Annotated in this window: 21 protein-coding genes; 5 read left to right on the plus strand and 16 right to left on the minus strand. The window is 70.4% G+C overall.

The features are described from left to right. Positions 1-134: 134 nt before the first annotated feature. From pyk to def, 7 genes are all read right to left on the minus strand, one after another. Positions 135-1,568, minus strand: a complete 1,434-nt coding sequence (pyk, locus tag ACY0MJ_RS03055; RefSeq protein ID WP_462637090.1) for a pyruvate kinase — start codon at positions 1,566-1,568, stop codon at positions 135-137. An 83-nt stretch (positions 1,569-1,651) separates the two neighbouring features. Beyond that, positions 1,652-2,845, minus strand: coding sequence for a phosphoglycerate kinase (locus ACY0MJ_RS03060; protein WP_462636804.1), 1,194 nt, complete (start codon positions 2,843-2,845; stop codon positions 1,652-1,654). A 59-nt stretch (positions 2,846-2,904) separates the two neighbouring features. Continuing rightward, positions 2,905-3,243, minus strand: a complete 339-nt coding sequence (locus tag ACY0MJ_RS03065) for an AzlD domain-containing protein (protein ID WP_462636805.1) — start codon at positions 3,241-3,243, stop codon at positions 2,905-2,907. Beyond that, positions 3,240-3,977, minus strand: coding sequence for an AzlC family ABC transporter permease (locus tag ACY0MJ_RS03070; RefSeq protein ID WP_462636806.1), 738 nt, complete (start codon positions 3,975-3,977; stop codon positions 3,240-3,242). Before ACY0MJ_RS03070 ends, ACY0MJ_RS03065 begins: the two co-directional genes overlap by 4 nt. After that, a complete protein-coding gene (fmt, locus tag ACY0MJ_RS03075; RefSeq protein ID WP_462636807.1) occupies positions 3,977-4,936 on the minus strand; it encodes a methionyl-tRNA formyltransferase in 960 nt (319 codons plus the stop codon). Before fmt ends, ACY0MJ_RS03070 begins: the two co-directional genes overlap by 1 nt. Continuing rightward, positions 4,936-5,427: a hypothetical protein gene (locus tag ACY0MJ_RS03080; protein WP_462636808.1), complete on the minus strand. Its 492-nt coding sequence runs from the start codon at positions 5,425-5,427 to the stop codon at positions 4,936-4,938. Before ACY0MJ_RS03080 ends, fmt begins: the two co-directional genes overlap by 1 nt. Before the next feature lie 10 nt (positions 5,428-5,437). Then, positions 5,438-5,950: a peptide deformylase gene (gene def, locus ACY0MJ_RS03085; protein ID WP_462636809.1), complete on the minus strand. Its 513-nt coding sequence runs from the start codon at positions 5,948-5,950 to the stop codon at positions 5,438-5,440. A 137-nt stretch (positions 5,951-6,087) separates the two neighbouring features. Here def and ACY0MJ_RS03090 point away from each other — a divergent pair, with 137 nt between their 5' ends. The 3 genes from ACY0MJ_RS03090 (at position 6,088) to ACY0MJ_RS03100 (ending at position 9,128) form a co-directional block, all read left to right on the plus strand. After that, the gene (locus ACY0MJ_RS03090; protein WP_462636810.1) at positions 6,088-7,329 is read left to right on the plus strand and encodes a LysM peptidoglycan-binding domain-containing protein; all 1,242 of its coding nucleotides are present in this window, start codon (positions 6,088-6,090) and stop codon (positions 7,327-7,329) included. An 8-nt stretch (positions 7,330-7,337) separates the two neighbouring features. Then, the gene (gene dprA, locus ACY0MJ_RS03095) at positions 7,338-8,447 is read left to right on the plus strand and encodes a DNA-processing protein DprA (protein WP_462636811.1); all 1,110 of its coding nucleotides are present in this window, start codon (positions 7,338-7,340) and stop codon (positions 8,445-8,447) included. 198 nt (positions 8,448-8,645) lie between these two features. Further along, positions 8,646-9,128, plus strand: a complete 483-nt coding sequence (locus tag ACY0MJ_RS03100) for a Smg family protein (protein WP_462636812.1) — start codon at positions 8,646-8,648, stop codon at positions 9,126-9,128. 130 nt (positions 9,129-9,258) lie between these two features. Here the strand turns inward: ACY0MJ_RS03100 and ACY0MJ_RS03105 are convergent, their stop codons facing one another. The 5 genes from ACY0MJ_RS03105 to ACY0MJ_RS03125 all read right to left on the minus strand — a co-directional run bounded on the left by ACY0MJ_RS03105 (position 9,259) and on the right by ACY0MJ_RS03125 (position 18,664). After that, positions 9,259-11,781 carry a DUF1631 family protein gene (locus ACY0MJ_RS03105; protein WP_462636813.1) on the minus strand — a complete coding sequence of 841 codons (2,523 nt, stop codon included), beginning with the start codon at positions 11,779-11,781 and terminating at the stop codon, positions 9,259-9,261. A 17-nt stretch (positions 11,782-11,798) separates the two neighbouring features. After that, positions 11,799-12,752 carry a protein translocase subunit SecF gene (gene secF / locus ACY0MJ_RS03110; protein ID WP_462636814.1) on the minus strand — a complete coding sequence of 318 codons (954 nt, stop codon included), beginning with the start codon at positions 12,750-12,752 and terminating at the stop codon, positions 11,799-11,801. Between the two features lie 43 nt (positions 12,753-12,795). Continuing rightward, positions 12,796-14,679, minus strand: a complete 1,884-nt coding sequence (secD, locus tag ACY0MJ_RS03115; protein ID WP_462636815.1) for a protein translocase subunit SecD — start codon at positions 14,677-14,679, stop codon at positions 12,796-12,798. A gap of 3 nt (positions 14,680-14,682) precedes the next feature. Further along, positions 14,683-15,012, minus strand: a complete 330-nt coding sequence (gene yajC, locus ACY0MJ_RS03120; protein ID WP_462636816.1) for a preprotein translocase subunit YajC — start codon at positions 15,010-15,012, stop codon at positions 14,683-14,685. An 85-nt stretch (positions 15,013-15,097) separates the two neighbouring features. Beyond that, complete coding sequence (locus ACY0MJ_RS03125) at positions 15,098-18,664, minus strand: indolepyruvate ferredoxin oxidoreductase family protein (RefSeq protein ID WP_462636817.1); 3,567 nt, start codon at positions 18,662-18,664, stop codon at positions 15,098-15,100. Positions 18,665-18,759: 95 nt separating this feature from the next. Between ACY0MJ_RS03125 and ACY0MJ_RS03130 the strand changes: the two genes are divergently transcribed. Then, positions 18,760-19,242, plus strand: a complete 483-nt coding sequence (locus ACY0MJ_RS03130) for an Lrp/AsnC family transcriptional regulator (protein ID WP_462636819.1) — start codon at positions 18,760-18,762, stop codon at positions 19,240-19,242. 105 nt (positions 19,243-19,347) lie between these two features. Here ACY0MJ_RS03130 and mltA read toward each other — a convergent pair whose 3' ends face one another. Beyond that, complete coding sequence (gene mltA / locus ACY0MJ_RS03135; RefSeq protein ID WP_462636820.1) at positions 19,348-20,505, minus strand: murein transglycosylase A; 1,158 nt, start codon at positions 20,503-20,505, stop codon at positions 19,348-19,350. Here mltA and ACY0MJ_RS03140 point away from each other — a divergent pair. Continuing rightward, positions 20,495-20,617, plus strand: a complete 123-nt coding sequence (locus ACY0MJ_RS03140; protein WP_462636821.1) for a hypothetical protein — start codon at positions 20,495-20,497, stop codon at positions 20,615-20,617. The two genes, mltA and ACY0MJ_RS03140, sit on opposite strands and share 11 nt — an antisense overlap. Before the next feature lie 157 nt (positions 20,618-20,774). On the opposite strand, the gene ACY0MJ_RS03145 is transcribed toward ACY0MJ_RS03140, so the two are convergent. Genes ACY0MJ_RS03145 through ACY0MJ_RS03155 form a run of 3 tightly spaced genes read right to left on the minus strand, consistent with a single transcriptional unit; the run spans position 20,775 to position 24,236 of the window. Continuing rightward, positions 20,775-21,401, minus strand: coding sequence for a response regulator transcription factor (locus tag ACY0MJ_RS03145; protein ID WP_462636822.1), 627 nt, complete (start codon positions 21,399-21,401; stop codon positions 20,775-20,777). 4 nt (positions 21,402-21,405) lie between these two features. After that, positions 21,406-23,430, minus strand: a complete 2,025-nt coding sequence (locus ACY0MJ_RS03150; RefSeq protein ID WP_462636823.1) for a PAS domain S-box protein — start codon at positions 23,428-23,430, stop codon at positions 21,406-21,408. Beyond that, positions 23,427-24,236 (minus strand): carbon-nitrogen hydrolase family protein, encoded by an 810-nt coding sequence (locus tag ACY0MJ_RS03155; protein ID WP_462636824.1) that lies wholly within the window; start codon positions 24,234-24,236, stop codon positions 23,427-23,429. Before ACY0MJ_RS03155 ends, ACY0MJ_RS03150 begins: the two co-directional genes overlap by 4 nt.

The raw sequence follows: 24,236 nt of genomic DNA on the forward strand, positions 1-24,236 counted from the left end.
GTCGCGAAGGTTTCGCAAAAGTCGCAAAAGGAACCACCAACAAGGAAAAGGGATTTCTCCTCTTTTCAAGGCTGTTCTTTTGCGACTTTTGCGTACCCTCTGCGACCTTTGCGTCCGGCAGTCCGAATTCGACCCTACGCCGCCCGCACGACCTTCAGCATGTTCGTGCCGCCGGGCGCGCCCATCGGTTCGCCGCAGGTGATCGCGTAGATGTCGCCCGAGCTCACGATGCCCCGCTTCTTCAGGTGCGCTTCCGCCTCGGCCAGCGCCGTGTCGCGGTCGGCGCTCTGGTCCATCAGCAGCGGGCGCACGTTGCGGTACAGCGCCATGCGCCGCTGCGTCGCCAGGCGCGGCGTCAGGGCGTAGATCGGGATGTGGATGCGGTGCCGGCTCATCCACAGCGCCGTGGAACCGGAATCCGTGAGCGCCACGATGGCCTTGCAGCCGAGGTGGAAGGCCGTGAACAGCGCGCCCATGGCGATCGACTGGTCGATGCGCGAGAAGGCCTGGCCCGAGAAGTCGGCGTCCAGCCGCACGTCCTCGGCCATCTCGGCCTCGGCGCAGATCGCGGCCATCTGCTGCACCACTTCCACCGGGTACTTGCCGGTCGCGGTCTCGGCGCTGGTCATCACCGCATCCGTGCCGTCGAGCACGGCGTTGGCGACGTCGCTCACCTCGGCGCGCGTGGGCACCGGGTTGGCGATCATCGACTCCATCATCTGCGTGGCCGTGATCACCACCTTGTCGTGCTCGCGCGCGAGCCGGATCATGCGCTTCTGCAGCGCCGGCACGGCCGCGTTCCCGACTTCCACCGCGAGGTCGCCGCGCGCCACCATGATGGCGTCGCTCGCCTTGAGGATCTGCTCCAGGTTCGGGATCGCCTCGGCGCGCTCGATCTTGGCGATCAGCGCCGGCTTGTGGCGGAACTCCGCGGCCGCCACGTTGCACAACTGGCGCGCCATCTCCATGTCGGTGGCGTTCTTGGGGAAGCTCACGGCCACGTAGTCGGCCTGGAAGCTCATCGCCGTGCGGATGTCCTCCATGTCCTTGGCCGTCAGCGCCGGCGCCGTCAGGCCGCCGCCGTGCTTGTTGATGCCCTTGTTGTTGGACAGCACGCCGCCCAGGCGCACCGTGGTGCGGATCTGGTCGCCCTTCACGGAATCGACCGTCAGCACGATCAGGCCGTCGTTCAGCAGCAGCGAGTCGCCGGGGCGCACGTCGCGCGGCAGCTCCTTGTAGTCCAGGCCCACGCCGTTGATGTCGCCCGGCTCGGTGCGCGCCGCATCGAGCACGAACTTGGCGCCGACTTCCAGGTGCACCTTGCCCTCGGCGAACTTGCCCACGCGGATCTTGGGGCCCTGCAGGTCCGCCATGATCGCGACCTCGCGGCCGGCGGCCTGGCCGGCCTGGCGCACGAGGTTCGCCAGCGCGATGTGGTCCTCCGCCTTGCCGTGGCTGAAATTCAGCCGCACCACGTTGACTCCGGCCCGGATCATCTTCTCCAGGACCGCGGGGTCGCTGGACGCGGGGCCCAGGGTGACGACGATCTTCGTGGCGCGACGAGCCATGGACAGGTCTTTCAGCATGTAACTTAGTTTCGCATTCTCACACGCGAAGCGTGCGGGGGAGTTACCAAAGCGGTACGGTGTGGTCAGCCGGCCGCACGCTGCTCGAGGATCTCGAAGGCCGGCAGCTTCTTCCCCTCCAGCACCTCGAGGAAGGCGCCGCCGCCGGTGGAGATGTAGCCGATGTCCTGCTCGATGCCGTACTTGGCGATGGCGGCCAGCGTGTCGCCGCCGCCGGCGATGCTGAAGGCATCGGAAGCGGCGATCGCGCGGGCGACGGTTTCCGTGCCGTGGGCGAAGGCGTCGAACTCGAACACGCCCACGGGGCCGTTCCACACGATGGTGCCGGCCGCCTCGAGCTGCTGGGCCAGCTTCTTCGCCGTCTGCGGGCCGATGTCCAGGATCAGGTCGTCCACCGCCACGTCGCGCGCGGCCTTGACGGTGGCCGGCGCGTCGGCGGCGAAGGTCTTCGCGACCACCACGTCGGTCGGGATCGGCACTTCGGCGCCGCGCGCCTTCATCGCGTCCAGCACGGCACGCGCCTCGCCCACCAGGTCGGGCTCGGCCAGCGACTTGCCGATCGGCAGCCCCGCGGCCAGCATGAAGGTGTTGGCGATGCCGCCGCCCACGATCAGCTGGTCGACGTTCCTCGCGAGCGACTGCAGGATGGTCAGCTTGGTGGAGACCTTGGAGCCGGCGACGATCGCCACCAGCGGGCGCTTCGGGTTGGCGAGCGCGCGGGTGATCGCATCGATCTCGGCGGCCAGCAGCGGCCCGGCGCAGGCGACCTGGGCGTACTGCGCGATGCCGTAGGTGGTGGCCTCGGCGCGGTGCGCGGTGCCGAAGGCGTCGTTCACGTAGATGTCGCACAGCGCCGCCATCTTCCGCGCCAGCTCGGGGTTGTTCTTCTTCTCGCCCTTGTTCAGGCGGCAGTTCTCCAGCAGCACGACCTCGCCGGGCTGCACGTCGACGCCGTCGACCCAGTCGCGCTTCAGCGCCACGGGACGCCCGAGCAGCTCGGACAGGCGCTGCGCCACTGGCGCCAGCGAATCCTCGGGCTTGAACTCGCCCTCGGTCGGCCGGCCCAGGTGCGAGGTGACCATCACCGCGGCGCCGCCGGCCAGCGCCATCTGGATGCAGGGGACGGACGCGCGGATGCGCGTGTCCTCGGTGATGTGGCCGGCGTCGTCCTGCGGCACGTTCAGGTCGGCCCGGATGAAGACGCGGCGGCCGCGGGCGCGGCCCTCGTCGCACAGATCGGAAAAGCGCAGGACGTTCATGGTTCTTCTCGGGGTGATGCCAGACCCCCCGATTCTAGGAAGGCCTGCTGCTGCCGCGCTTACCAGCCCAGGATCAGGTGCAGTGGAAGGTACACCACCATGCCCGCCACCAGCGTCAGCAGCACGCTGCGGCTCGCGAAATACGCGAGCATCCCCGCGGCCGCGCCGAACAGGCGCGCGTCCTGCCAGGTGGCCACGAGCTGCCCGTGGCTCATCACCACCTCGGGCGCGATGACGCCCGCCATCGCGGCGATCGGCGCGTAGTGCAGCGCGCGCTGCGCCCAGGCGGGGAGCGTCCAGGGCCGGTCCAGGATGAAGAAGAAGCAGCGCGTGAGCAGCGTGACGCCGCCCAGCCCCACGATCACGAACAGCGTCCAGGCGTCCGTCGTCCCCGTCATGCGGTCCGCTCCTCGGGCGGCGCGGGCCGCCGCCCTTCGAGCCAGAAGCCCACCAGCACGGCCACGGCGATCGCCGCGACGATGTTCAGCTTGAGCGGCAGCGCGTAGGCGGCGACCGCCGCCACGGCCGCCACGGCGCCGGCGAGCACGCGCAGCCGCGTGGTCGCGAGCGTGCCCAGGATGCCGATCAGGCACAGCACGCCGGCGAAGCCGAGGCCCCAGGCATCGGGGATCAGGTTCGCGAGCACCACGCCGGCCAGGCTGGGGACGACCCAGGACAGCCAGGTGATGAAGTAGTTGCCGGCCAGGAAGGCCTCCTGCCCGAGCCGCCCTGCGTCGTCCTGCGCCGGATGCGGGAAGCGCGCGGTGAACACGGCGTAGCTCAGGTCCGCCGACAGGAAGCCGTTGACCAGCCGGCGCCAGCGCGGCAGGTGCATCAGGTAGCCGCGCAGGTGCAGGCTGAACACCACGAAGCGCAGGTTGACGCAGAACGCGGTGGCCCAGATCACCCAGGCCGGCGCGCCGGCGACGATCAGCGGGATGGCCGCGAGCTGCGCGCTGCCCGCGTACACCAGCAGCGTCATGGCGACGGCCTCGAACACGCTCATGCCCGACTGCACCATGGCCACGCCGGTCATCAGGGCCCAGGCGCCGAGGCCCGGCATGACCGACGCCGTCGCGAGCATGCCGTTCCGGAACTCCGCGTGCTCGCGGATGCTGCGCAGGAAGAACATCAGGAAGCGAAGCGCTGGCCGGCTTCGAGCGGGAAGCCGCGCAGGAACTCGGCGGCCGGCAGGCGCTTGCCGCCGGCGCGCTGCAGCTCGGTGATCTCCAGGCGCCCCTCGCCGCAGGCGACGCCGATGCCGTGCTGGTCGATCGCGACGATGGTGCCGGGCGCCGCGCTGCCGCGCCCCTGCATCACTGCGGCGGCGCGCCAGACCTTCACGGTCTCGCCGCCGACCTGCGCGGTCGCGCCGGGGAAGGGATCGAAGGCGCGGATGCGCCGCTCGATCGCGTCGGCCGGCTGCGCCCAGGCGATCGCCGCCTCGGCCTTCTCGATCTTGTGCGCGTAGCTCACGCCCTCGGCGGGCTGCGGCACCGGGCGCAGGCCACCGCAGGCGGCGAGCTCCAGGGCCTCGACGATCAGGCGGCCGCCCAGCGCCGCGAGCTTGTCGTGCAGCGCGGCGGTGGTGTCGTCGGGCGCGATCGGAATCCGCTCGGCCAGCAGCATCGCGCCGGTGTCCAGGCCCGCGTCCATCTGCATGATGGTGACGCCGGTCTCGCGGTCGCCGGCCTCGATGGCGCGGTGGATGGGCGCGGCGCCGCGCCAGCGTGGCAGGAGGGACGCGTGGATGTTCAGGCAGCCCAGGCGCGGCAGGTCCAGCACCCATTGCGGCAGGATCAGGCCATAGGCGGCCACCACCATCGCGTCGGGCCGCGCCTCCTGCAGCGCCGCGCGGGCGGCCCGCGCGTCCTCGGGGAACTTGCCATCCAGCCGCAGGCTGCGCGGCTGCGCCACGGGGATGCCGTGCTGCTGCGCGAACTGCTTCACCGGCGAGGGCTGCAGCTTCATGCCGCGGCCGGCCGGCCGGTCCGGCTGCGTCAGCACCAGGGGGATGGCGAAGCCGGCGGCGTGAAGGCGTTCCAGGGCGGTGCGGGCGAAGTCGGGCGTGCCGGCGAAGACGAGGCGCATCACTTGCGGTCGTTGGGCGCGTTCACGTGCTCGATGCCCGGATGCGCGCGCCGCACGACGCCCTGCGCGTCGAAGTAGACCCAGTAGAACATGTTGCCCTGGCCGGGCTTGTACCAGCGGTAGGTGTAGATCGGGCCGGGCCAGCTGGCCACGCCGTCGACCATGGCGGGCGGGCCGAATTCGCGTTCGACGTCGGCGCGGGTCCAGCGGTCCACCTCGATGCGGTTGAACTCCCGCGGCGTCAGCACCTGGCGCGCGCGCACCAGCCGGCCACTCGCGTCGAGGTCCGCCATGAAGGCGTACTGGCCGAAGGGCTGCAGCGTGTACTGCAGCCGCTGGCCGCCATCAGGCAACGGCAGCACGCGCACGGGCTGGCCGGCGCGGGCGATGACCTCGTCGCGCGGGGTGCCCGGCGCGAGGTCGACGACGTTCCAGGGGTGGGCACAGCCGGCCAGCAAGCCGGCGGCGAGCAGCAAGGCGCTCAGGCGCATGGTGGCTCCTTCAGACCCGCTCGGTGTCGCGGCGGGCCTTCAGCATCTTGGTCTTGATCCGGTTGCGCTTCAAGGGCGAGAGGTACTCGACGAAGACCTTGCCCATCAGGTGGTCCATCTCGTGCTGGATGCAGACCGCGAGGATGCCTTCAGCGCTGATCTCGCGCGATTGGCCCTCGCCGTCGAGCGCCCGCACCTTCACGGCGCTGGCGCGCTCCACGCCGTCGTAGATGCCGGGGACCGACAGGCAGCCTTCGTCGCCGACCTGCGTCTCCTCGCTGGCCCAGGTGATCTCGGGGTTGATCAGCACCAGGGGCTGGTTGCGCTCCTCCGAAGTGTCGATGACGATGAGCCGCTCGTGCACGTCGACCTGCGTGGCCGCCAGGCCGATGCCGTTGGCGTCGTACATGGTTTCCAGCATGTCTTTGACCAGCGCGCGGATGCGCGCGTCCACCGCCTGCACGGGCTTGGCGACCGTGTGCAGGCGCGGATCGGGATAGGTGAGGATCGAAAGGAGGGCCATGGACGACAGATGGAGGCGTTGTCGCTATTTTCGCCACTTTTGCCGTTGCGAGGCGCCTACATCGGCAATAAACATTGCCCAATCAATGACTTGACGCCAGAATCGCCAGCAACTTGTCAAGAGCGGACGAAAACGAGATGGCTCCAACCAAGGCAGCTTTTGGCCTGGCAACCCGCACGATGGCGGCCTGTGCCGTGCTCATCGTGGGAGGCGGGTTGGCGACGTCTGCGGCAGCGCAGGCCTTCCCCAACTATCCGATCACGCCTTCGCAGCGCGCCACGGCCGAACAGGTGGCCAGCGCCGGCGTCCCGCTCTCCGAACTGGCGCCCGACGCGCCCGACAGCTACACGGTCGTCCGTGGCGACACCCTCTGGGGCATTTCCGGCAAGTTCCTCAAGAGCCCGTGGCGCTGGCCCGAGCTGTGGGGAATGAACATGGACCAGATCCACAACCCCCACCTGATCTATCCCGGGCAGACGTTGTACCTGGAGAAGGTGGACGGCCTGGCGCGGCTGCGCCTCGGCCGGCCCGGCAGCGACGAGGGGGGCCTGCCCACGGTGCGCGTTTCGCCGCGCACGCGCATCTCGGGCGTGGACGACACCTCCATCCCGGTGCTGCCGCCGCACGTGATCGAGCCCTTCCTGAACGAGGCCATCATCCTCAACGAGGGTGAGATGGACGCGGCCCCGCGCATCGTCGGGGTGCCGGAAGACAAGGTGCTCCTGACCCGCGGCGACCGCGCCTATGCGCGCGGCCGCGAGGGCACGCCGCTGGTGGAGACCGACCCGCGCGGGCCGGTGAACCTGTTCCGCATCTACCGCAACCCGCGGCCACTGAAGCACCCGGTGACGGGCGCCGTGCTGGGCTACGAGGCGAGCTACCTCGGCAGCGCCGAGCTGGTGCGCAGCGAATCGATCCAGCCGGTGCTGGCCTCCAACGGCAGCATGCGCGACACCATCGTGCCGGCGAGCATCGACATCACCCGCGCCAAGGAGGAGATCCGCGTGGGTGACCGGCTGATGCCCGAGCCGCCGCGCGTCTTCACCAGCTACATCCCGCACGCGCCGGCGACGGCGGTGGACGGCAACATCGTGTCGGTCTACGGCGACGCGGTCTCGCTGGTGGGCCAGAACCAGGTGGTGGCGCTGAGCCTGGGCCGGGCCGACGGCATCGAGCCGGGCCACGTGCTGACGATCCTGCGGGCCGGGCGGCGCGTGGACGACCGCACCATCCCCGGCGAGCGCGCGCAGCTGAAGCTGCCCGACGAGCCGAGCGGCATGCTGATGGTGTTCCGCACCTTCGACCGCCTGTCCTATGCGCTGGTGCTCGAGATCACCGACACCGTGATGGTCGGCGACCGCGTGACCAACCCGCGCTAGGTTCCCCCATGGAGCGCGACGAGCTGGCCGGCTGGCTGCGCCTCGCGCTCACCCCCTCCCTGGGCTCCGGCGGCGCGCGCAAGCTGCTCGCCGCCTTCGGCCTGCCGTCCTCCATCCTCGCGCAGGATCTCGCCACGCTGGCGCAGGTGGTCGAACGCGGGCAGGCCGAGGCGCTCCAGCGCGAGCCGGAAGGCCTGGCGCCGCTGCTCGATGCGACGCTCGCCTGGCTGGCGCAGGACCCCGCGCGCCGGGAAGTGCTCACGCTGGGCGACCCGGGCTATCCCGAGGCGCTGCTCGCCATCGAGGACCCGCCCCTGATGCTGTATCGCATGGGGCGGCTGGAGCAGCCCCCGCAGCGCGCCGTCGCCATCGTCGGCAGCCGCAACCCCACGCCGCAAGGCCTGCTGAACGCGCGGGCCTTCGCGCGGGCGCTGGCCGAGGCCGGGGTCACCGTCGTCTCGGGCATGGCGTTGGGCATCGACGGCGCCGCCCACCAGGGCGCGCTGGAAGGCGCGCCCGCCGATGCGCTCGCGACGATCGCGGTGGTCGGCACCGGCCTCGATCGCGTCTACCCGAAGCGGCACCTGGAACTGGCGCACCGCATCGCCGAGCGCGGCATGGTGCTGAGCGAATATCCGCTCGGCACGCCGCCGCTGGCCGGCAACTTCCCGCGCCGCAACCGCCTGATCGCGGCGCTGGGCCAGGGCACGCTGGTGGTGGAGGCGGCGCTGGAATCGGGCTCGCTGATCACCGCGCGCCTGGCCGCGGAACAGGGGAAGGAAGTGTTCGCGATCCCGGGCTCCATCCACGCGCCGCAATCGCGCGGCTGCCACGCGCTGCTGCGCCAGGGCGCCAAGCTGGTGGAAAGCGCGCAGGACGTGCTGGAGGACCTGCGGTTCGTGCTGCCGGCGACGCCTTCGCCCGCGCCCGCGGAGGAAGCCGAAGGCGAGGATCCGCTGCTGCACGCGCTGGGATTCGACCCGGTCGGACTCGATGCCCTGATCGCGCGCACCGGCATCCCGGCGCCGCTGCTGCAGGCGCAACTGCTCGAACTCGAACTCGCGGGGCGGGTGGCGCGGCTGCCTGGGGGGCTCTTCCAGCGGATTGCGTCGGGGTGAGAGGAAGAACGCAGAGGACGCAAAGGTTACGCAGAGGACGCAGAGAATTCAAATGATCCGGGGGTCTTTTTTTTGACGGCTGTTCTTTTGCGTTCTCTGCGTGACCTCTGCGTCCTCTGCGTTCCATGTCCTGGATTCACAACAGCCTAAGCAGGAACCCTTGCGCGCCCGCCGTCCTTCCGGGCTATATTGGGGTTCATGTTTGAAGTGCTGGTGTTCGTCTACGAAAACTACTGGCGCGGCGACGCCTGCCCCGAGCCCCACCAGCTCGAACGCAAGCTGAGCGCCCACGGCTTCGAACCGGAGGAGATCCACCAGGCCCTGGCCTGGCTGGACGGCCTGAACGTCGCGGCGCAGAACATCTGCGTGCCGGCGGAATCCCAGCTGGAATGGACGCCCGAGCCGAGCGCGACGAGCATGCGCGTGTTCTCGGTCGCGGAGCAGGACCACCTGGGCGCCGAGTGCCTCGGCTTCCTCAGCTTCCTCGAAGGCGCGGGCGTGCTGCCCCCGGCCCTGCGCGAGATCGTCGTGGACCGCGCGATGGCCGTGCCCGGCGACCCGGTGCCGCTGGACGCGCTGAAGATCATCGTGCTGATGGTGTACTGGCGCTTCAGCATCGAGCCGGATGCGCTGGTGCTCGACGAGCTTTGCGACGACAGCGAGGATCGCGTCGCGCATTGAAGGTCATGGGGGATCGGTGGGGTTCGCTGCGCTCACCTTCCGCGGCCGCAGCCGCGCCACCCTACGGGGACCGATCTGCCTTGTATTCGTAGGGTGGCGGTGAGCGAAGCGAACCCCACCGCACCTGCCCTCAGGACAGCAGCCGCTCCGGATTCGCATCCAGCTTCGCCAGCGCGTCGCGCGTGGCGCGCACGGTGAGCGCTTCCTCTTCCGTCGGCACCAGCAGCGCCGCCTGCAGGTAGGAGGCCAGCCGGCGCAGCGGCAGCAGGTAGCAGTAGCCGTCGGCCGCCGCGAAGAGGTGCAGCTGGCGGCGGTCGCTGCACCAGGCGTACTGCACCTGCGCGACGCGGCCGTTGTGGTCCAGCGTGAACCAGTTGCCGATCTGCAGCTCGCGCGCCCAGGACATCATCGCGCCATTGGGCTGCGAGCCGCCGGCGCTGATCACCTCGATCATCGACGCGTCGATGCCCAGCATCATCTCGATGCTCTCCTGGTCCAGCGGCAGTTCGCCGGTGTCGTCGTCGGAGACGAAGTCTTCCAGGTTGGCCAGGCGGCGCGTCATCTCCTCGATGCGCGCATGCGGGATCGCCTCGGTCTTGGACAGGAAGGCGTCGGCCAGCGTGTCGCCGATCACCTTGATGTGGTTCTCCTGCTCGGCGCCCTCCAGGCCCAGCAGCGACATGCCGCGGCGCAGGCGCGCCAGCAGGTCGGGCAGGTCCTGGATCACCTTGGCGCGGTCGTGGCGGTTCGGCTTGGCGCTGGCGGCCCAGACCAGGTCGCTCGCGGACTTCTTCAGCGCCAGCGTCTCCTCGTGCTGCGGGCCGTTCTTCACGGCGGCCACGGCCAGCACCTCGGCCCAGACCTTGAACAGGAATTCGCGGATCTCCTCGCGCACCGGCACGTCGCTGAGCATCTTGCGCAGCTCGATGGTGTACTGGATCGCCATCGTCTCCTTCTGCTCCACCTGCTGCGCGACGCTCACCAGCTTCTGCGTCGGGCCCTTCTCGGTGAGGAAGCGCGAGAGGAAGCGCTGGAACTCGTCGTACACCAGCTGGAACACGCGCCGGCCGGTTTCCGGGTACTGCTCGATCACCTGCACGACGCGGCGAATCTCGGTCTCCAGCGCGCTACCGGAGATGGCCGTGGAATCGAAGCCGAGCACGCAGGAACCCATGCGGTCGATCAGCTGGCGCGCCGGGTGCTCCAGCGAGCCGAAGAACTCGGGCTCGGCCAGCGCGACGCGCAGCACCGGCATCTGCAGGCGCGCGAACCACACGCGCACGGCCGGCGGGATGCGCTCCTCGGCCAGGATGCTCTGGAACATCAGGGCCACGATCTCGATGGTGGCCTTCTCGCTGGAGGAGGAGGCCTTCTGCTTCAGCTCCTGCGAGCGGTGCCGCAGGTCCAGCGCCACCTGCTCCACGGCGTCGTCGTCGAAGATGACGATGTCGCCGACGGTCATGGCGTCGTTCACCCGCGTCTGCACCTGGGTCTGCACCTGCGTGGCGTGGTGCGTCACCGCGGCCACCAGCGAGGGCGAGGGCGGCGTCGGCGCGCCGCCTTCCTGCCCCTCGGGGCCGCCGACCTTGTCGCGCAGCAGGCGCTTCAGCTGGCCGATCACGCCCGTGGCCCGCGCTTTCGCGCGCGCGAGCGGCGTGCTGCCCGTGGCCTCGCCGCCCTGGCCGTTCATCACGGCGGCCGGCGAGAAGAAGGAGTCGCCCATGTCGGCGGCACCGCCGCCGCCAGCGGCACCCGCGGCACCTTGGGCCGCGCCACCGCCGCCTGCCGCCCCGGATCCGCCCCCGCCGCCGCCACCAGCGGAGCCGCCGCCTTCCGCCGTCGCGCGGCCGCCGCCCGCTGCGCCACCGCTGCCGCCGGAGCCACCCCCGCCAGGACCGCCGCCACCGGGTGCGCCCTGGCCGGCGCTTCCTGCGCCACCCCCGCCGGACGCGGGAGCGCCCGCGGGTCCGCCGGCGGCCGGCTCGCGTGCGGCCGGCGCCACGCCCGCCGGACGCTTGACGCGCGAGCGCAGGTCGATGTGCGGCAGCACGCCGCTCTCGACCAGGAATTCGTTGGCGGCCCGGTAGCCGTCGAGCGCGCGCGGCACGATGAACTGCTGGATCACGTCCTTGACCACCACCCAGCTCTCGCGCGGCAGCTTCACGGCCGTCCACTGCTCCACCAGCACCTGGGCCAGCGCCTCGGGCCGCAGCACGTCCTCGCTGGCGAGCTCCTCGCCGCCTTCCAGGTGCGTGATGCGCAGCTTCAGGTCGTTCAGGTCCCAGACCGCCTTTTCCTGCACCGCCATCGCCAGGCGGGAGGACAGGATCTTGTTCTCGACGACGTCGTCGCCGATCAGCTCCAGGCTGGCGAGCTCCATGCGCACGCGGGAGGTGGCCGTGGCCGGCACGATCGCGCGGCGCCAGCCGCGCGCCACCGCGTCCACCCACTTCGACGCCGCCTGCTCGAATTCCACCAGTGCATCGCGCCGCTGCTGCATGTCGCGGCTGCTCTGCGACTGGTTCATCTGCTCGGTGAACACGTTGCGGACCGCCTCGGCCAGCTCCGGCAGCACGCCGTTCATGTGCGCCACGAAACGCTCACGCGCCTGGCGCGCCAGGGGCGCGGTGGCGGGAGCGAGCGTGGAAGACATCGCGCCGCCCTTCTTCGTCAGACGGTGGCGCCCGCGTTGGGATCGTTCGGGTCGCTTTCCCGCTTGCCCCCGCCCTTGACCAGGTCCTCGCGCTTGACGCCCAGCCACATCGCGATGGCCGCGGCCACGAAGACCGAGGAATAGATGCCGAACAGGATGCCGATGGTCAGCGCCATCGCGAAGTAGTGCAGCGTCGGGCCGCCGAACAGCAGCATCGACAGCACCATCACCTGGGTGGAACCGTGGGTGATGATGGTGCGGCTGATGGTGGAGGTGATCGCGTGGTCGATCGTCTGCACCGTCGACATCTTGCGGTAGCGCCGGAACGCCTCGCGGATCCGGTCGAAGATGATCACCGACTCGTTGACCGAGTAGCCCAGCACCGCCAGCACGGCGGCCAGCACCGCCAGCGAGAACTCCCACTGGAAGAAGGCGAAGAAGCCCAGGATGATGATCACGTCGTGCAGGTTGGCGATGATCGCCGCCACGGCGAACTTCCACTCGAAGCGGATCGCCAGGTAGATCATGATGCCGGCCACGACCATGCCCAGGGCCTTCAGGCCGTTGGAGACCAGCTCTTCGCCGACCTGCGGCCCCACGAATTCGACGCGCCGCAGCGACACGCCCGGGTCGGCCGCCTTGAGGGCGGTGAGCGTGCGCTCGCTTTGTTGCGCGGAACTGACGCCCTTCTGCGCCGGCAGGCGGATCAGGACGTCGCGCGAGGTGCCGAAGTTCTGCACCTGCACGTCCTGGTAGCCGAGGTCGGCGACGGCGCGCCGCACCTGCTCGATGTCCGCCGGCTGCGAATAGGCGACCTCCATCACCGTGCCGCCGGTGAATTCCACCGAGAGGTGCAGCCCCCGGTGGAAGAGGAAGAACACCGCGGCGACGAACGTGACCACCGAGATCACGTTGAACACCAGCGCGTTCTCCATGAAGGGGATGTCCCGCCGGATCTTGAAAAACTCCACTGCGCTTCCTTTGGGGGCGCCGCCGGCGCCCAGAACTCTTTTTCTACTCGGCCTTGGTTATAGCGCCATCGGCGTCCGGCCGCCATACCGTCCCGATGGATACCGACTTCAGCTTCTTCTTGCGGCCGTACCACGCGTTCACCAGGCCGCGCGAGAAGAACACGGCGGAGAACATGGACGTCAGGATGCCGATGCAGTGCACCACGGCGAAGCCGCGCACCGGCCCCGAGCCGAAGGCCAGCAGCGCCAGGCCCGCCAGCAGCGAGGTGACGTTGGAGTCCAGGATGGTGGCCCAGGCCCTGTCGTAGCCGGCATGGATGGCCGCCTGCGGCGAGGCGCCGGCGCGCAGTTCCTCCCGCACCCGCTCGTTGATCAGCACGTTCGAGTCGATCGCCATGCCCAGCGTCAGGGCCATGGCGGCCATGCCCGGCAGCGTCAGCGTCGCCTGCAGCATCGACAGCACGGCCACCAGCAGCAGCAGGTTGACCGCCAGCGAGATGCCGGAGATCACGCCGAACATCATGTAGTAGATGCCCATGAACGCGACGATGGCGACGAAGCCCCAGGTCACGCTGTGGAAGCCCTTGGTGATGTTCTCGGCGCCCAGGCTCGGGCCGATGGTCATTTCCTCGACGATCTCCATCGGCGCGGCCAGCGAGCCGGCGCGCAGCAGCAGGGCCGTGTCGTTCGCCTCGACCGTCGTCATGCGGCCGGAGATCTGCACCCGGCCGCCGCCGATCTCACTGCGGATCACCGGGGCCGTCACGACCTCGCCCTTGCCCTTCTCGAACAGCAGGATGGCCATGCGCTTGCCGACGTTCTCGCGCGTCACGTCGCGGAAGATGCGGGCGCCCTTGGCGTCCAGCGTCAGGTGCACGGCCGGTTCCTGCGTCTGGCCGTCGAAGCCGGCCTGCGCGTCCGTGAGGTTCTCGCCGGTCAGGATGACCTGCTTCTTCACGATCACCGGGCGGCCTTCGCGGTCCAGGTAGCGCTCGTCGCCGAAGGGCACCGGGCCGCTGCCCGCCTCGGCGGCGCGGCCTTCGGCGCTCTCGTCCACCATGCGCACCTCCAGCGTCGCCGTGCGGCCCAGGATGTCCTTGGCGCGCGAGGTGTCCTGCACGCCGGGCAGCTGCACGATGATGCGGTCGGCGCCCTGCTGCTGGATCACCGGCTCGGCCACGCCCAGCTCGTTGATCCGGTTGTGCAGCGTGACCATGTTCTGCTTGAGCGCCTGGTCCTGCACCCTGCGCGCGGCCTCGGGCTTGAGCGTGGCCACCAGCCGGGTCGTGTCGCCCTGCGCCGATTCGGCGACCTGCAGGTCGGGGAACTGGTCGGCGATCAGGTTGCGCGCGGCCTGCAGCGCCGCCGCGTCGCGGAAGTTGATCTCGACCGCCTGGCCGTTGCGGCTGATGCCGGCGTGGCGGATGTTCTTCTCGCGCAGCGTGCTGCGCAGGTCGCCGGCGTACGACTCGGCCTTCTTGGTGAGCGCCGCCTGCATGTCGACCTGCAGCATGAAGTGCACGCCGCCGCGCAGGTCCAGGCCCAGGTACATCGGCCGCGCGTTGATCGCGGTCATCCAGTCGGGCGTCTTGGACAGCAGGTTCAGCGCCACCACGTAGCCGGAGTCGTCCGGGTTCGGCGCCAGCGCGTGCTGGATGACGTCGCGCGCCTTCAGCTGGACGTCGGTGCTGTCGAAGCGGACCTTGATCGAGGTGGCGTCACGGCTGATGGCGAGCGGCTTGATCCCCGCCTGGGCCAGCGCCTGCTCGATGCGCGCCTGCGCCGCGGCGTCCACCTGCACGCTGCTGCGCGCGGCGGACACCTGGACGGCCGGATCCTCGCCGAAGAAATTCGGCAGGGTGTAGAGCACCCCGACGACCAGCGCGACCAGGATGATCGCGTACTTCCACAGGGGGTAGCGGTTCACGGCTTACTTGATCGAGCCCTTCGGCAGCACCTGGACGACGGCCGAGCGCTGCACCTGCACTTCCACGCCGGGGGCGATCTCCACGCCCAGGTAGGCGTCGCCCAGCTTCGTGACCTTGCCGAGCAGGCCGCCGGCGGTGGCGACCTCGTCGCCCTTGGCCAGGGCCTCGACCATGGCGCGATGTTCCTTCTGCCGTTTCATCTGCGGGCGGATCATCACGAAGTAGAGGACCACGAACATGAGCACCAGCGGCAGCAGGCTCATGAACGAGGACTGCATGTCGCCGCCGGCGGCGGCCGGCGCCGTCTGGGCGTAGGCGGAAGAAATCAACACGGTGTCTCCAGGAGCGAAAACCGGCAAGGGAAAGGCGCGGCCGCACGGGCCGCGCAAGGAGACACGATTGTATGCGGGGCGGCTTTCAGGCCACGCGGCGCTCGGCCGGGTCCCCGCGCCACTGCTGCAGCAGGCGCTGCCATTCGGGCCGCACGGCCGCCAGGTTGCGCTCCTTCACGTGGCCGTAGCCGCGGATCTTCTCGGGCAGGGCGGCGATCTCCACGGCCAGGGCATGGTTGCCCGGCTGCAGGCCGGCCACGAGCTCCTGCACGGTCTGGCGGTACTCCTCGATGAGCGCGCGCTCGGTGCGGCGCTCCTCGGTGCGGCCGAAGACGTCCAGGGCCGTGCCGCGCAGGCCGCGCAGCTTCGCCAGCACCCGGAACAGCTGGTAGGTGGCCGGGCCGAACTTGCGCTTGACCAGCTCGCCCTTCTCGTTGCGCTTCGCCAGCAGCGGCGGGGCGAGGTGGTAGTTCACCTTGTAGTCGCCCTCGAACTGCTCGGCGATCTTCTCGCGGAAACCGGTCTCGGTGTGCAGGCGCGCGACCTCGTATTCGTCCTTGTAGGCCATCAGCTTGAACAGCCCCTTGGCCACCGTCTCGGCCAGCAGGGACTTGCCCAGCGGCGCCTCGGCGGCGCGCACCTGTTCCACCACTTCGCGGTAGCGCGCGGCATAGGCGGCGTCCTGGTAGGCCGTGAGGAACTCCACGCGGCGCGCGACGAGGGTGTCCAGGCTCTCGCGCTTCTTGAACTCGATCACCTGGGCGCTCGGCGCCAGCAGCGCCGCGACCGCCGCCGGGTCGTGGGCGGCACGGCGGCCCCACTCGAAGGCGGCCTTGTTGTTCTCCACCGCCACGCCATTGAGCTCGATCGCGCGCAGCAGCGCCTCGCGGCCCAGCGGCACCCAGCCCTTCTGCCAGGCGTAGCCGAGCATCAGCGGGTTGGTGTAGATGCTGTCGCCCAGCACGCGCGACGCCAGCGCCTCGGCGTTGAACGCGGACAGGTTGTCGGCGCCCACGGCCTTGGCGATCTCGTCGGCGCAGGCGTCGGAGGGGTTCTGCCAGGCGGCGTTCTTCACGAAGGCGGCCGTCGGCGTGCCGTGGCCGTTGAGCGCCACGCGGGTGCGGCCGGGGCGCATGCGCAGCACCGTTTCCTTGCCGCCGGTGACGATCGGGTCGCAGCCGATCACGAGGTCGGCCGCGGCCATGCTCACGCGCGTGGTGCGGATCGCTTCCTGGCGGTCGGCGATCAGCACGTGGCTCCAGGTGGCGCCGCCCTTCTGCGCAAGGCCGGCGGCGTCCTGCGTGACGATGCCCTTGCCTTCGATGTGGGCGGCCATGCCCAGCAGCTGGCCGATGGTGATGACGCCCGTGCCGCCGACGCCGGCGACGACGATGCCGTAGGTCTCCGCGGTCGCGGGCAGGGCCGGCTCGGGCAGCTCGGGACCTTCGTAGGGCGAGGGGAGGGCGTCGGCCGCTTTCGCCTTGCGCTTCAACTGGCCGCCTTCCACGGTGACGAAGCTGGGGCAGAAACCCTTGAGGCAGCTGGTGTCCTTGTTGCAGGTGCTCTGGTTGATCGTGCGCTTGCGGCCGAACTCCGTCTCCAGCGGCTCGACCGACAGGCAGTTGGACTGCACGCTGCAGTCGCCGCAGCCCTCGCAGACCAGGTCGTTGATCATCACGCGCACGGCCGGGTCCACCATGGTCCCGCGCTTGCGGCGGCGGCGCTTCTCGGTGGCGCAGGTCTGGTCGTACAGCAGCGCCGTGGTGCCCGGGATCGCGCGCAGCTCGCGCTGGATCCTGTCGAGTTCGTCGCGGTGGTGCACGGTGACGCCCGGGGGCAGGCCCGCGCCCTCGTATTTCTCGGGCTGGTCGGTCACCACCACAGTCTTCACCACGCCTTCGGCCGCCAGGCTGTGGGCGATCTGCAGCGGCGTGTGGCCCTCGGGGCGCTCGCCCACGGGCTGGCCGCCGGTCATGGCGACCGCGTCGTTGTAGAGGACCTTGTAGGTGATGTTGACGCCGGCGGCGATCGCCTGGCGGATCGCCAGCAGGCCGCTGTGGAAGTAGGTGCCGTCGCCCAGGTTGGCGAAGATGTGCTGGTCGTGGCTGAAAGGCTGCTGGCCCACCCACGGCACGCCCTCGCCGCCCATCTGCGTGAAGCCCACGGTGGCGCGGTCCATCCAGGTCGCCATGAAGTGGCAGCCGATGCCGGCCATGGCGCGCGAGCCTTCCGGCACGACGGTGGAGGTGTTGTGCGGGCAGCCGGAGCAGAACCAGGGCAGGCGGTCGCCCTTGACCTCCACCACCTGCATCGAACGTTCCTTGGCCTCCAGGATCGCGAGCTGCGCGTCGATGCGCGCCTGCACGTCGGCGTCCAGCCCCAGCTTGGCGAGGCGGCGGGCGATCGCGCGCGCGATCAGCGCCGGCGACAGGTCCGCGTTGGCGCGCAGCAGCGTGTGCGCCGTGGGGTTGGGCTGCGACCATTCGCCGCCGGAGTAGTCGCCGTCGCCCTCGAACTTGCCCAGCACGTGCGGCCGCACGTCGGGCCGCCAGTTGTAGAGCTCTTCCTTGATCTGGTATTCGATGACCTGGCGCTTCTCCTCCACGACCAGGATCTCGCGCAGGCCTTCGGCGAATTCGCGCGTGCCCTGCGCCTCCAGCGGCCAGACCACGGCGACCTTGTGCACGCGGATGCCCAGCCGGCGGCAGGTGTCGTCGTCCAGGCCCAGGTCCAGCAGGGCCTGGCGCATGTCGTTGTAGGCCTTGCCGCTGGCGATGATGCCGAAGCGGTCGTTGGGGCCCGACACGACGTTGTGGTTCAGGCGGTTGGCGCGGATGTACGCCAGCGCCGCATACCACTTGTAGTCGAACAGGCGCGCTTCCTGGTCCAGCGCCGCGTCGGGCCAGCGGATGTGGACGCCGCCGGGCGGCATCTGGAAGTCGGTGGGCAGCTGGATCCGCACGCGCTCGGGGTCGATGACCGCGGTGGCGCTGGATTCCACGATCTCCTGGATGGTCTTCATGCCGGCCCAGACGCCCGAATAGCGGCTCATGGCGAAGGCGTGCAGGCCCAGGTCCAGGATCTCCTGCACCGTCGCCGGGAAGAACACCGGCAGGCCGCAGGCCTTGAAGATGTGGTCGCTCTGGTGCGCCGCCGTGGAGCTCTTGGCCACGTGGTCGTCGCCGGCCACGGCGATCACGCCGCCCCAGGGCGTGGTGCCGGCCATGTTGGCGTGCTTGAACACGTCGGAGCAGCGGTCCACGCCGGGGCCCTTGCCGTACCAGATGCCGAAGACGCCGTCGAACTTGTTGCTGCCCGGGGGCGCGAAGCCCAGTTGCTGCGTGCCCCACAGCGCGGTGGCGGCGAGTTCCTCGTTCACGCCCGGCTGGAACACGATGTTCTGCGCCGCGAGGTACTTCTTGGCCTTCCACAGCGCCTGGTCGTAGCCGCCCAGGGGCGAGCCGCGATAGCCGCTGATGAAGCCGGCAGTGTTCTTGCCGGCCAGCGCATCGCGCTGGCGCTGCAGCATCGGCAGCTTCACGAGCGCCTGCACGCCGCTCATGAAGGCGCGGCCGGTGTCGAGCGAATACTTGTCGTCGAGCGTGACCGTCTCGAGCGCCTTGCGGATGTGTTCGGGCAGCGGTGCGTTCATGGCGCCGAGTGTAGGGCTGCACGCCCGATAAGTCTTTGCTTTCTGTGCCCGCGATCCCTTAGGATGAGAAAGAATCTTGCTGACAAGGGCGCGAAATGGAAAGACTCGACAAATACGACATCCAAATCCTTAACGAGCTCCAGGCCGACGCGCGCCTGACCAACGCGGAGCTCGCCCAGCGCGTGGGCCTGTCGGCCGCGCCCTGCTGGCGGCGGGTGCGGGCGCTGGAGGAGGCCGGGTACATCAAGGGCTACCACGCCGAGATCGACCGCCACCGCATCGGCCTGGGCGTGCTGGCCTTCGTGCGCCTGGACGCGGACCGCAACACCGGCGAGCGCACGCGCGAGATGGAGGACGCGATCCGCAAGATCCCGGAGATCGTCTCCTGCCACTACATCAGCGGCGCGGGGACCTTCGAGCTGCAGGTGGTGTCGCGCGACCTGGACACCTTCTCGCAGTTCGCGCGCAAGGTCCTGATCAACCTGCCGAACGTGAAGGACATCCACACCAGCTTCTCGCTGGGGGAGGTGAAGGCGAGTTCGAGCTGGCCGTTGGCGCATCTGAAAGCTGGGGGGTGAGCCTGGCAGTTAGAACGCAGAGTGCGCAGAGGTCACGCAGAGGACGCAGAGAAAATCCATGAAGTTTTCTGCGTTCTCTGCGAAACCTCTGCGTCCTCTGCGTTCCTATCTTGGCCAGAGCACCCACAAAGCCAGCGGCTGCTTCAAGCGTCCCGCGATCTCGCCCGCCTCCGGCCCCCAGCCGACGAAGTAGTCCGCCCGCACCGCGCCGACGATCGCGCTGCCCGTGTCCTGCGCGAATACGAGGCGGTCGAGCGCCAGCAAGGGGCCGGGCGAGGACAGCCAGACCGGCGTGCCGTAGGGGATGCTGTCCTTGTCCACCGCGATCGAGCGGCCCGGCGTCAGCGGAACGCCCTGCGCGCCGCGCGGGCCGAAGGCGGCGTCGAGGTCCGAGAGCGGCTCCTCGCGGAAGAACACCACCCGCGGATTGCTCCACAGCATCTCCTGCACGCGCTGGGGATGGGCGCGCGCCCAGGCCTTGATGCCGGGCCACGAGGCGTCGCGGATCGCGCCCTGCTGCAGCAACCAGCTGCCGACGCTGCGATAGGGCTGCTCGTTGCTGCCGGCGAACGCCAGCCGCACGGTGCTCACGCGGCCGTCGGGCTCCGTGATGCGCACGCGCCCCGAGCCCTGGATCTGCAGCGCCAGCGCGTCCAGCGGATCGGCCACGTAGGCGATCTCGCGCCCGCGCAGCGCGGCGCGCGCCGCCGGCAAGGTGTCGATCTCCTCGCGCGTGTACCAGGGGCGGCGACTCGCGAGGCCCTCGGGCGGGCGGTACAGCGGCACCTGCTGCGTCGCGCTGGGCAGGCGCGAGGCGTCCAGCAGGGGCTCGTAGTAGCCGGTCAGCAGCGGCTCGGGCCCGGGCTGCAGCGGCTCCACGCGGTACGGCTGCAGGCGCTGCCGCATCCAGGCGCGCTGCTCCTCGCCGCTCGCGATCGACAGGCGCCGCACCTCCGGGCAGAGCGCCGCGAAGGGCGGCTGCGGCCGCTCGCAGCTGCGGATCCAGGCGTTCCACGCCTCGTGCAGGGCGTCGTCGGCGAAACCCGGCAGCTGCTCCCAGCGCACCGGCTGCCAGCGCGCCTTGCCGTGCACCAGCGCGCCGGGCACGGGCGCCACCTCGTCCGGCGGGGGCAGCGCGGGCGCGGGCGCGATCACCGCCGGCGCCGGCGCGGGCGGCTCCAGCGGCGGCAGCGGGACGGAAGCGCAGGCGGCCAGCATTCCTACAATGGCGGCACAAGTCAGGACCCGGAACATGTGGATCATTCTCGCGGAAGCGCTGCTGGCGCTGGTGCTGCTCGTGGGCATCGTCTGGTGGACGATGTTCTCCGGCCGCAAGGGCGGCGAGCCGCCGGACGACGAGGCAAGGGACGACTGAACACGGGGTCGGGATCGGGTACCGGACGCAAAAGTCGCCAAGGTTTCGCAAAAGTCGCGAAAGAAAATCCGTATTGGATGTTCATCCTTCAAAGGCTGTTCTTTTGCCGACCTTTGCGTAACCTTTGCGACCTCTGCGTCCGGATGTCCGCTTCCCCTCACGCATCCCGCAGCAGGTTCGCCAGCTCCACCGCCGACTTCACGTCCATCTTGTCGAACACCCGCGCGCGGTGCACTTCCACCGTGCGCACGCTGATCGCGAGCTGGTCGGCGATCAGCTTGTTCGGCAGCCCCTTGGCCACCAGGCGCATGACGTCGCGCTCGCGCTCGGTCAGCTCGTGCAGCCGGCTCTGCAGCGCGCCCTTCTCCCGCTGCGCCGCGAGCACCTCGGCCGAGCGGCGCAGCGCCTCCTCGATGCGGTCGACCAGCGCGTTGTCGGAAAAGGGCTTCTCGCAGAAGTCGAAGGCGCCGCGCTTGACCATGTCCACCGCCGTCGGCACGTCCGCATGGCCGGTGAGGAAGATCACGGGCATCGCCTGCGCCAGGCCGCGCGCGACGATCTGCTCGAACAGCGCCAGCCCGCTCATGCCGGGCATGCGCACGTCCAGCAGCAGGCAGCAGGCCTGCGCCGGGCGGAAGTCCTCCCGCAGCATGGCCTCGAACGCCTCGGCGCTCGCGTAGGCGGCCGACACCAGGCCGCGCGTGCGCAGCAGCCAGGCGAGCGCGTCGCGCACGCCCGCATCGTCGTCGACGATGTACACGGTGGCGTCGGTGGCGGGCTGCATGGCTTCAGGCTTGGGCGGGCAGGGTGAAGCGGAAGATCGTACCCTGCGGCCGGTTGGCGTCGAACACGAGCTGGCCCCCGTGCTGCTCCACGACGGTGCGGCACAGGCTCAGGCCCAGGCCCATGCCCTCGGCCTTGGTGGTGAAGAAGGGCGTGAACAGCTGCTGGCGCACCACGTCGGGAATCCCGGGGCCGCAGTCCGCGACCGAGAACTCGAGCCAGCGCTTGGCGCCGTCCGGGCCGGGCACCAGCCGCACCTGCAACACCAGCGAGGGCTGCGCGACGTGCGCCTCGTCCATCGCCTGCATGGCGTTGCGCGCGAGGTTCAGCAGCACCTGTTCCACCATGGTGCGGTCGCACAGCACCCGCGGCAGGCCTTCGGGGATGCGGCTGTCGACGCGCACGCCCAGCTTGCGCGCCTGCAGGTTCACCAGCGGGAGCACGGCCTCCACGAGCTCCTGCGGCGCGACCGGCTCGCGCGTCTGGGTGCGCCGCCGCACGAAGTCGTGCACGCTCTTGATCACGCGGCCGGCGCGGTCCGCCTGCTCCGCGATGCGCTGCATGGCCGTGTGCAGGTCGGCGGCCGCCGCCGTCGCGGCGGGCTGCTGCAGCAGGTTGATCGAGCCGTTGGCGTAGCTGGCGATCGCCGCCAGCGGCTGGTTGAGTTCGTGGCTCAGGAGGGAGGCCATCTCGCCGACGGTGGCGAGGCGCGCGGTGGCCTGCAGCCGTTCCTGGCTGGCGCGCGAGAGCTCCTCCACGCGCCGCTGTTCGCTGATGTCCAGCACCGCGCTCATCCAGCCGGTCTGCAGGCCCTGCGCGTTGATCAGGGGCGCCTCGATGATCAGCACGGGAAAGCGCGTGCCGTCCTTGCGCATGAACACCGACTCGAAGCCCTCGCGCGGCGGCTGGTGGCCGCCGGTGAGGCGCACCGCCTGCCGCGCGCCGTATTCCTCGGCGCGTTCGGGCGGCCAGTAGGGCGCCGGCGCGCCGCGCCCCAGCAGATCCTCCTGCGTGAAGCCGACCATCTCGCAGAACGCCGGGTTCACGTAGGTCGTGCGGCCCTGCAGGTCGCGCGCCCGCAGCCCCGTCACCAGCGAATCCTCCATCGCCTTGCGGAAGGCGAGCGCGTCGGCGAGGTCCTCCTCCGCCCGCAGGCGGCGCCGGGTGTCGTGGCCCAGCATGATCAGCACGGTCACGAGCGCGATCGACATCACCGTGACGAGCGCCGTCAGCACGTTGGGGAACAGGTCCGGCTCCGAGCGCCGCCAGCTGTCCATGCGCAGCACCATGGTGTTGCCCGGCAGGTCCAGCAGCTGGTGCGCCGTGAAGACGCGCGTGCCGCGGCGCGCGAGACCGTGCATTGCCAGGCGCGTGCCGTCGGCCTCGGTGAAGGAGATCTCCTGGCTGCGGCCCATCTGCGGGCCGATCTGGGTCGCGAGCAGGTCCGCCAGCGAATAGGTCGCCACGATGAAGCCCGTGAGCATGCCCGCGTCCACCTGCGGCAGGCACAGCTCCATCAGCTCCAGCCCCAGGCCGTCGGGCTGCGGCACGAAGTGGCTGCGCGCGTACGACGGGCCGCTCAGGCGGCGCGCCGTCAGGCAGGCCTGCTGGATCTCCGGCAAGGACTGCGCGCGCCCCAGCCGGGCGAACACCGGCGCGCGGAAGGGCGAGTCGGCGGACACCAGCAGCTGCAGGCCGGGGCCGCGCCACTCGATGCGCACCAGTTCGCGCCGCTGGCGCAGCAGCGCGTCGGCCTCCGCGCGCCAGGTCGGGCGGTTCGGGTGGCCCGCGTGCAGGGCCTGCAGTTCCTGCAGGTTGCGCGCGAGCGCCGAGCGGATGTCGCTCAGCGCGTCGGCCGCGTCGCGCTCGACGTCCGCCTGCGCGACGCTCGCCTCGTAGCGCGCCGCCAGGTAGACCAGCGTGACGAGCATCCCGACCACCAGCACCCCCAGCAGCACCCACAGCGACCAGCGCCGCCACGAGGACAGCCGCCGCAGTCCCGGCGGGATGACGACCGCGACGGTGTTCACAGCACCCGGTGTTCCAGCGCCGGCAGCTGCCTGCGCACCTCGGCGAGCCGGCCGGCGGTGATTTCCGCCAGCACCACGCCGGGGCCTTCCTCGGCGCGCTGCGCCAGCACGCCGCCCCAGGGATCCACCACCATCGAGTGGCCCCAGGTGCGCCGGCCGTTCTCGTGCCGGCCGCCCTGCGCGGGCGCGCAGACGTAGGCGAGGTTTTCCACGGCGCGGGCGCGCAGCAGCAGTTCCCAGTGCGCCTCGCCCGTCACGTACGTGAAGGCGCTCGGCACCAGCAGCAGGTCGGCGCCGAGGCCGCGATACAGTTCGGGGAAGCGCAGGTCGTAGCAGACCGACAGGCCCACGCGCCAGGCGTGGCCGTCGCGCGAGGGCAGGGTGAAGCACTGGGGCGCGGCGCCGGCCTCGATCACCCGCGCTTCGTCGTACTGCTCGCGCCCGTTGTCGAAGCGGAACAGGTGGATCTTGTCGTAGCGCGCGACGCACTCGCCCTGCGGCGAGTAGGCCAGGCTCGTGTTGCGCACGTGCTCGGCGCTGTCGGCCGCGAGCGGCAGCGTGCCGCCGACGATCCACAGGCCCAGCTCGCGCGCGCTCGCGGCCAGGAAGTCCTGCACCGGACCGCTGCCGAGGCTTTCACGCACCGCCAGCTTGTCGCGGTCGCGCTGCCCCATGAGGCAGAAGTATTCGGGCAGCACCGCCAGCTCGGCCCCGGCGCGCGCGGCCTCGGCCAGCAGCGCGCGGGCGCGCTCCAGGTTGGCGGCAACGTGGGTGCCTGAAACGGTCTGCAGGGCGGCGATCTTCAT

The organism is Ramlibacter sp. bp-362 (genome assembly GCF_054956735.1).

Coding starts and splice junctions, on each gene's coding strand:
- ACY0MJ_RS03105 (WP_462636813.1), bottom strand. CDS start 11,781: ATGTCTTCCACGCTCGCTCCCGCCACCGCGCCCCTGGCGCGCCAGGCG.
- ACY0MJ_RS03060 (WP_462636804.1), bottom strand. CDS start 2,845: ATGAACGTCCTGCGCTTTTCCGATCTGTGCGACGAGGGCCGCGCCCGC.
- ACY0MJ_RS03130 (WP_462636819.1), top strand. CDS start 18,760: ATGGAAAGACTCGACAAATACGACATCCAAATCCTTAACGAGCTCCAG.
- ACY0MJ_RS03100 (WP_462636812.1), top strand. CDS start 8,646: ATGTTTGAAGTGCTGGTGTTCGTCTACGAAAACTACTGGCGCGGCGAC.
- ACY0MJ_RS03145 (WP_462636822.1), bottom strand. CDS start 21,401: ATGCAGCCCGCCACCGACGCCACCGTGTACATCGTCGACGACGATGCG.
- ACY0MJ_RS03125 (WP_462636817.1), bottom strand. CDS start 18,664: ATGAACGCACCGCTGCCCGAACACATCCGCAAGGCGCTCGAGACGGTC.
- ACY0MJ_RS03140 (WP_462636821.1), top strand. CDS start 20,495: ATGTGGATCATTCTCGCGGAAGCGCTGCTGGCGCTGGTGCTGCTCGTG.
- ACY0MJ_RS03070 (WP_462636806.1), bottom strand. CDS start 3,977: ATGTTCTTCCTGCGCAGCATCCGCGAGCACGCGGAGTTCCGGAACGGC.
- pyk (WP_462637090.1), bottom strand. CDS start 1,568: ATGGCTCGTCGCGCCACGAAGATCGTCGTCACCCTGGGCCCCGCGTCC.
- dprA (WP_462636811.1), top strand. CDS start 7,338: ATGGAGCGCGACGAGCTGGCCGGCTGGCTGCGCCTCGCGCTCACCCCC.
- mltA (WP_462636820.1), bottom strand. CDS start 20,505: ATGATCCACATGTTCCGGGTCCTGACTTGTGCCGCCATTGTAGGAATG.
- def (WP_462636809.1), bottom strand. CDS start 5,950: ATGGCCCTCCTTTCGATCCTCACCTATCCCGATCCGCGCCTGCACACG.
- ACY0MJ_RS03065 (WP_462636805.1), bottom strand. CDS start 3,243: ATGACGGGGACGACGGACGCCTGGACGCTGTTCGTGATCGTGGGGCTG.
- fmt (WP_462636807.1), bottom strand. CDS start 4,936: ATGCGCCTCGTCTTCGCCGGCACGCCCGACTTCGCCCGCACCGCCCTG.
- ACY0MJ_RS03090 (WP_462636810.1), top strand. CDS start 6,088: ATGGCTCCAACCAAGGCAGCTTTTGGCCTGGCAACCCGCACGATGGCG.
- ACY0MJ_RS03155 (WP_462636824.1), bottom strand. CDS start 24,236: ATGAAGATCGCCGCCCTGCAGACCGTTTCAGGCACCCACGTTGCCGCC.
- ACY0MJ_RS03080 (WP_462636808.1), bottom strand. CDS start 5,427: ATGCGCCTGAGCGCCTTGCTGCTCGCCGCCGGCTTGCTGGCCGGCTGT.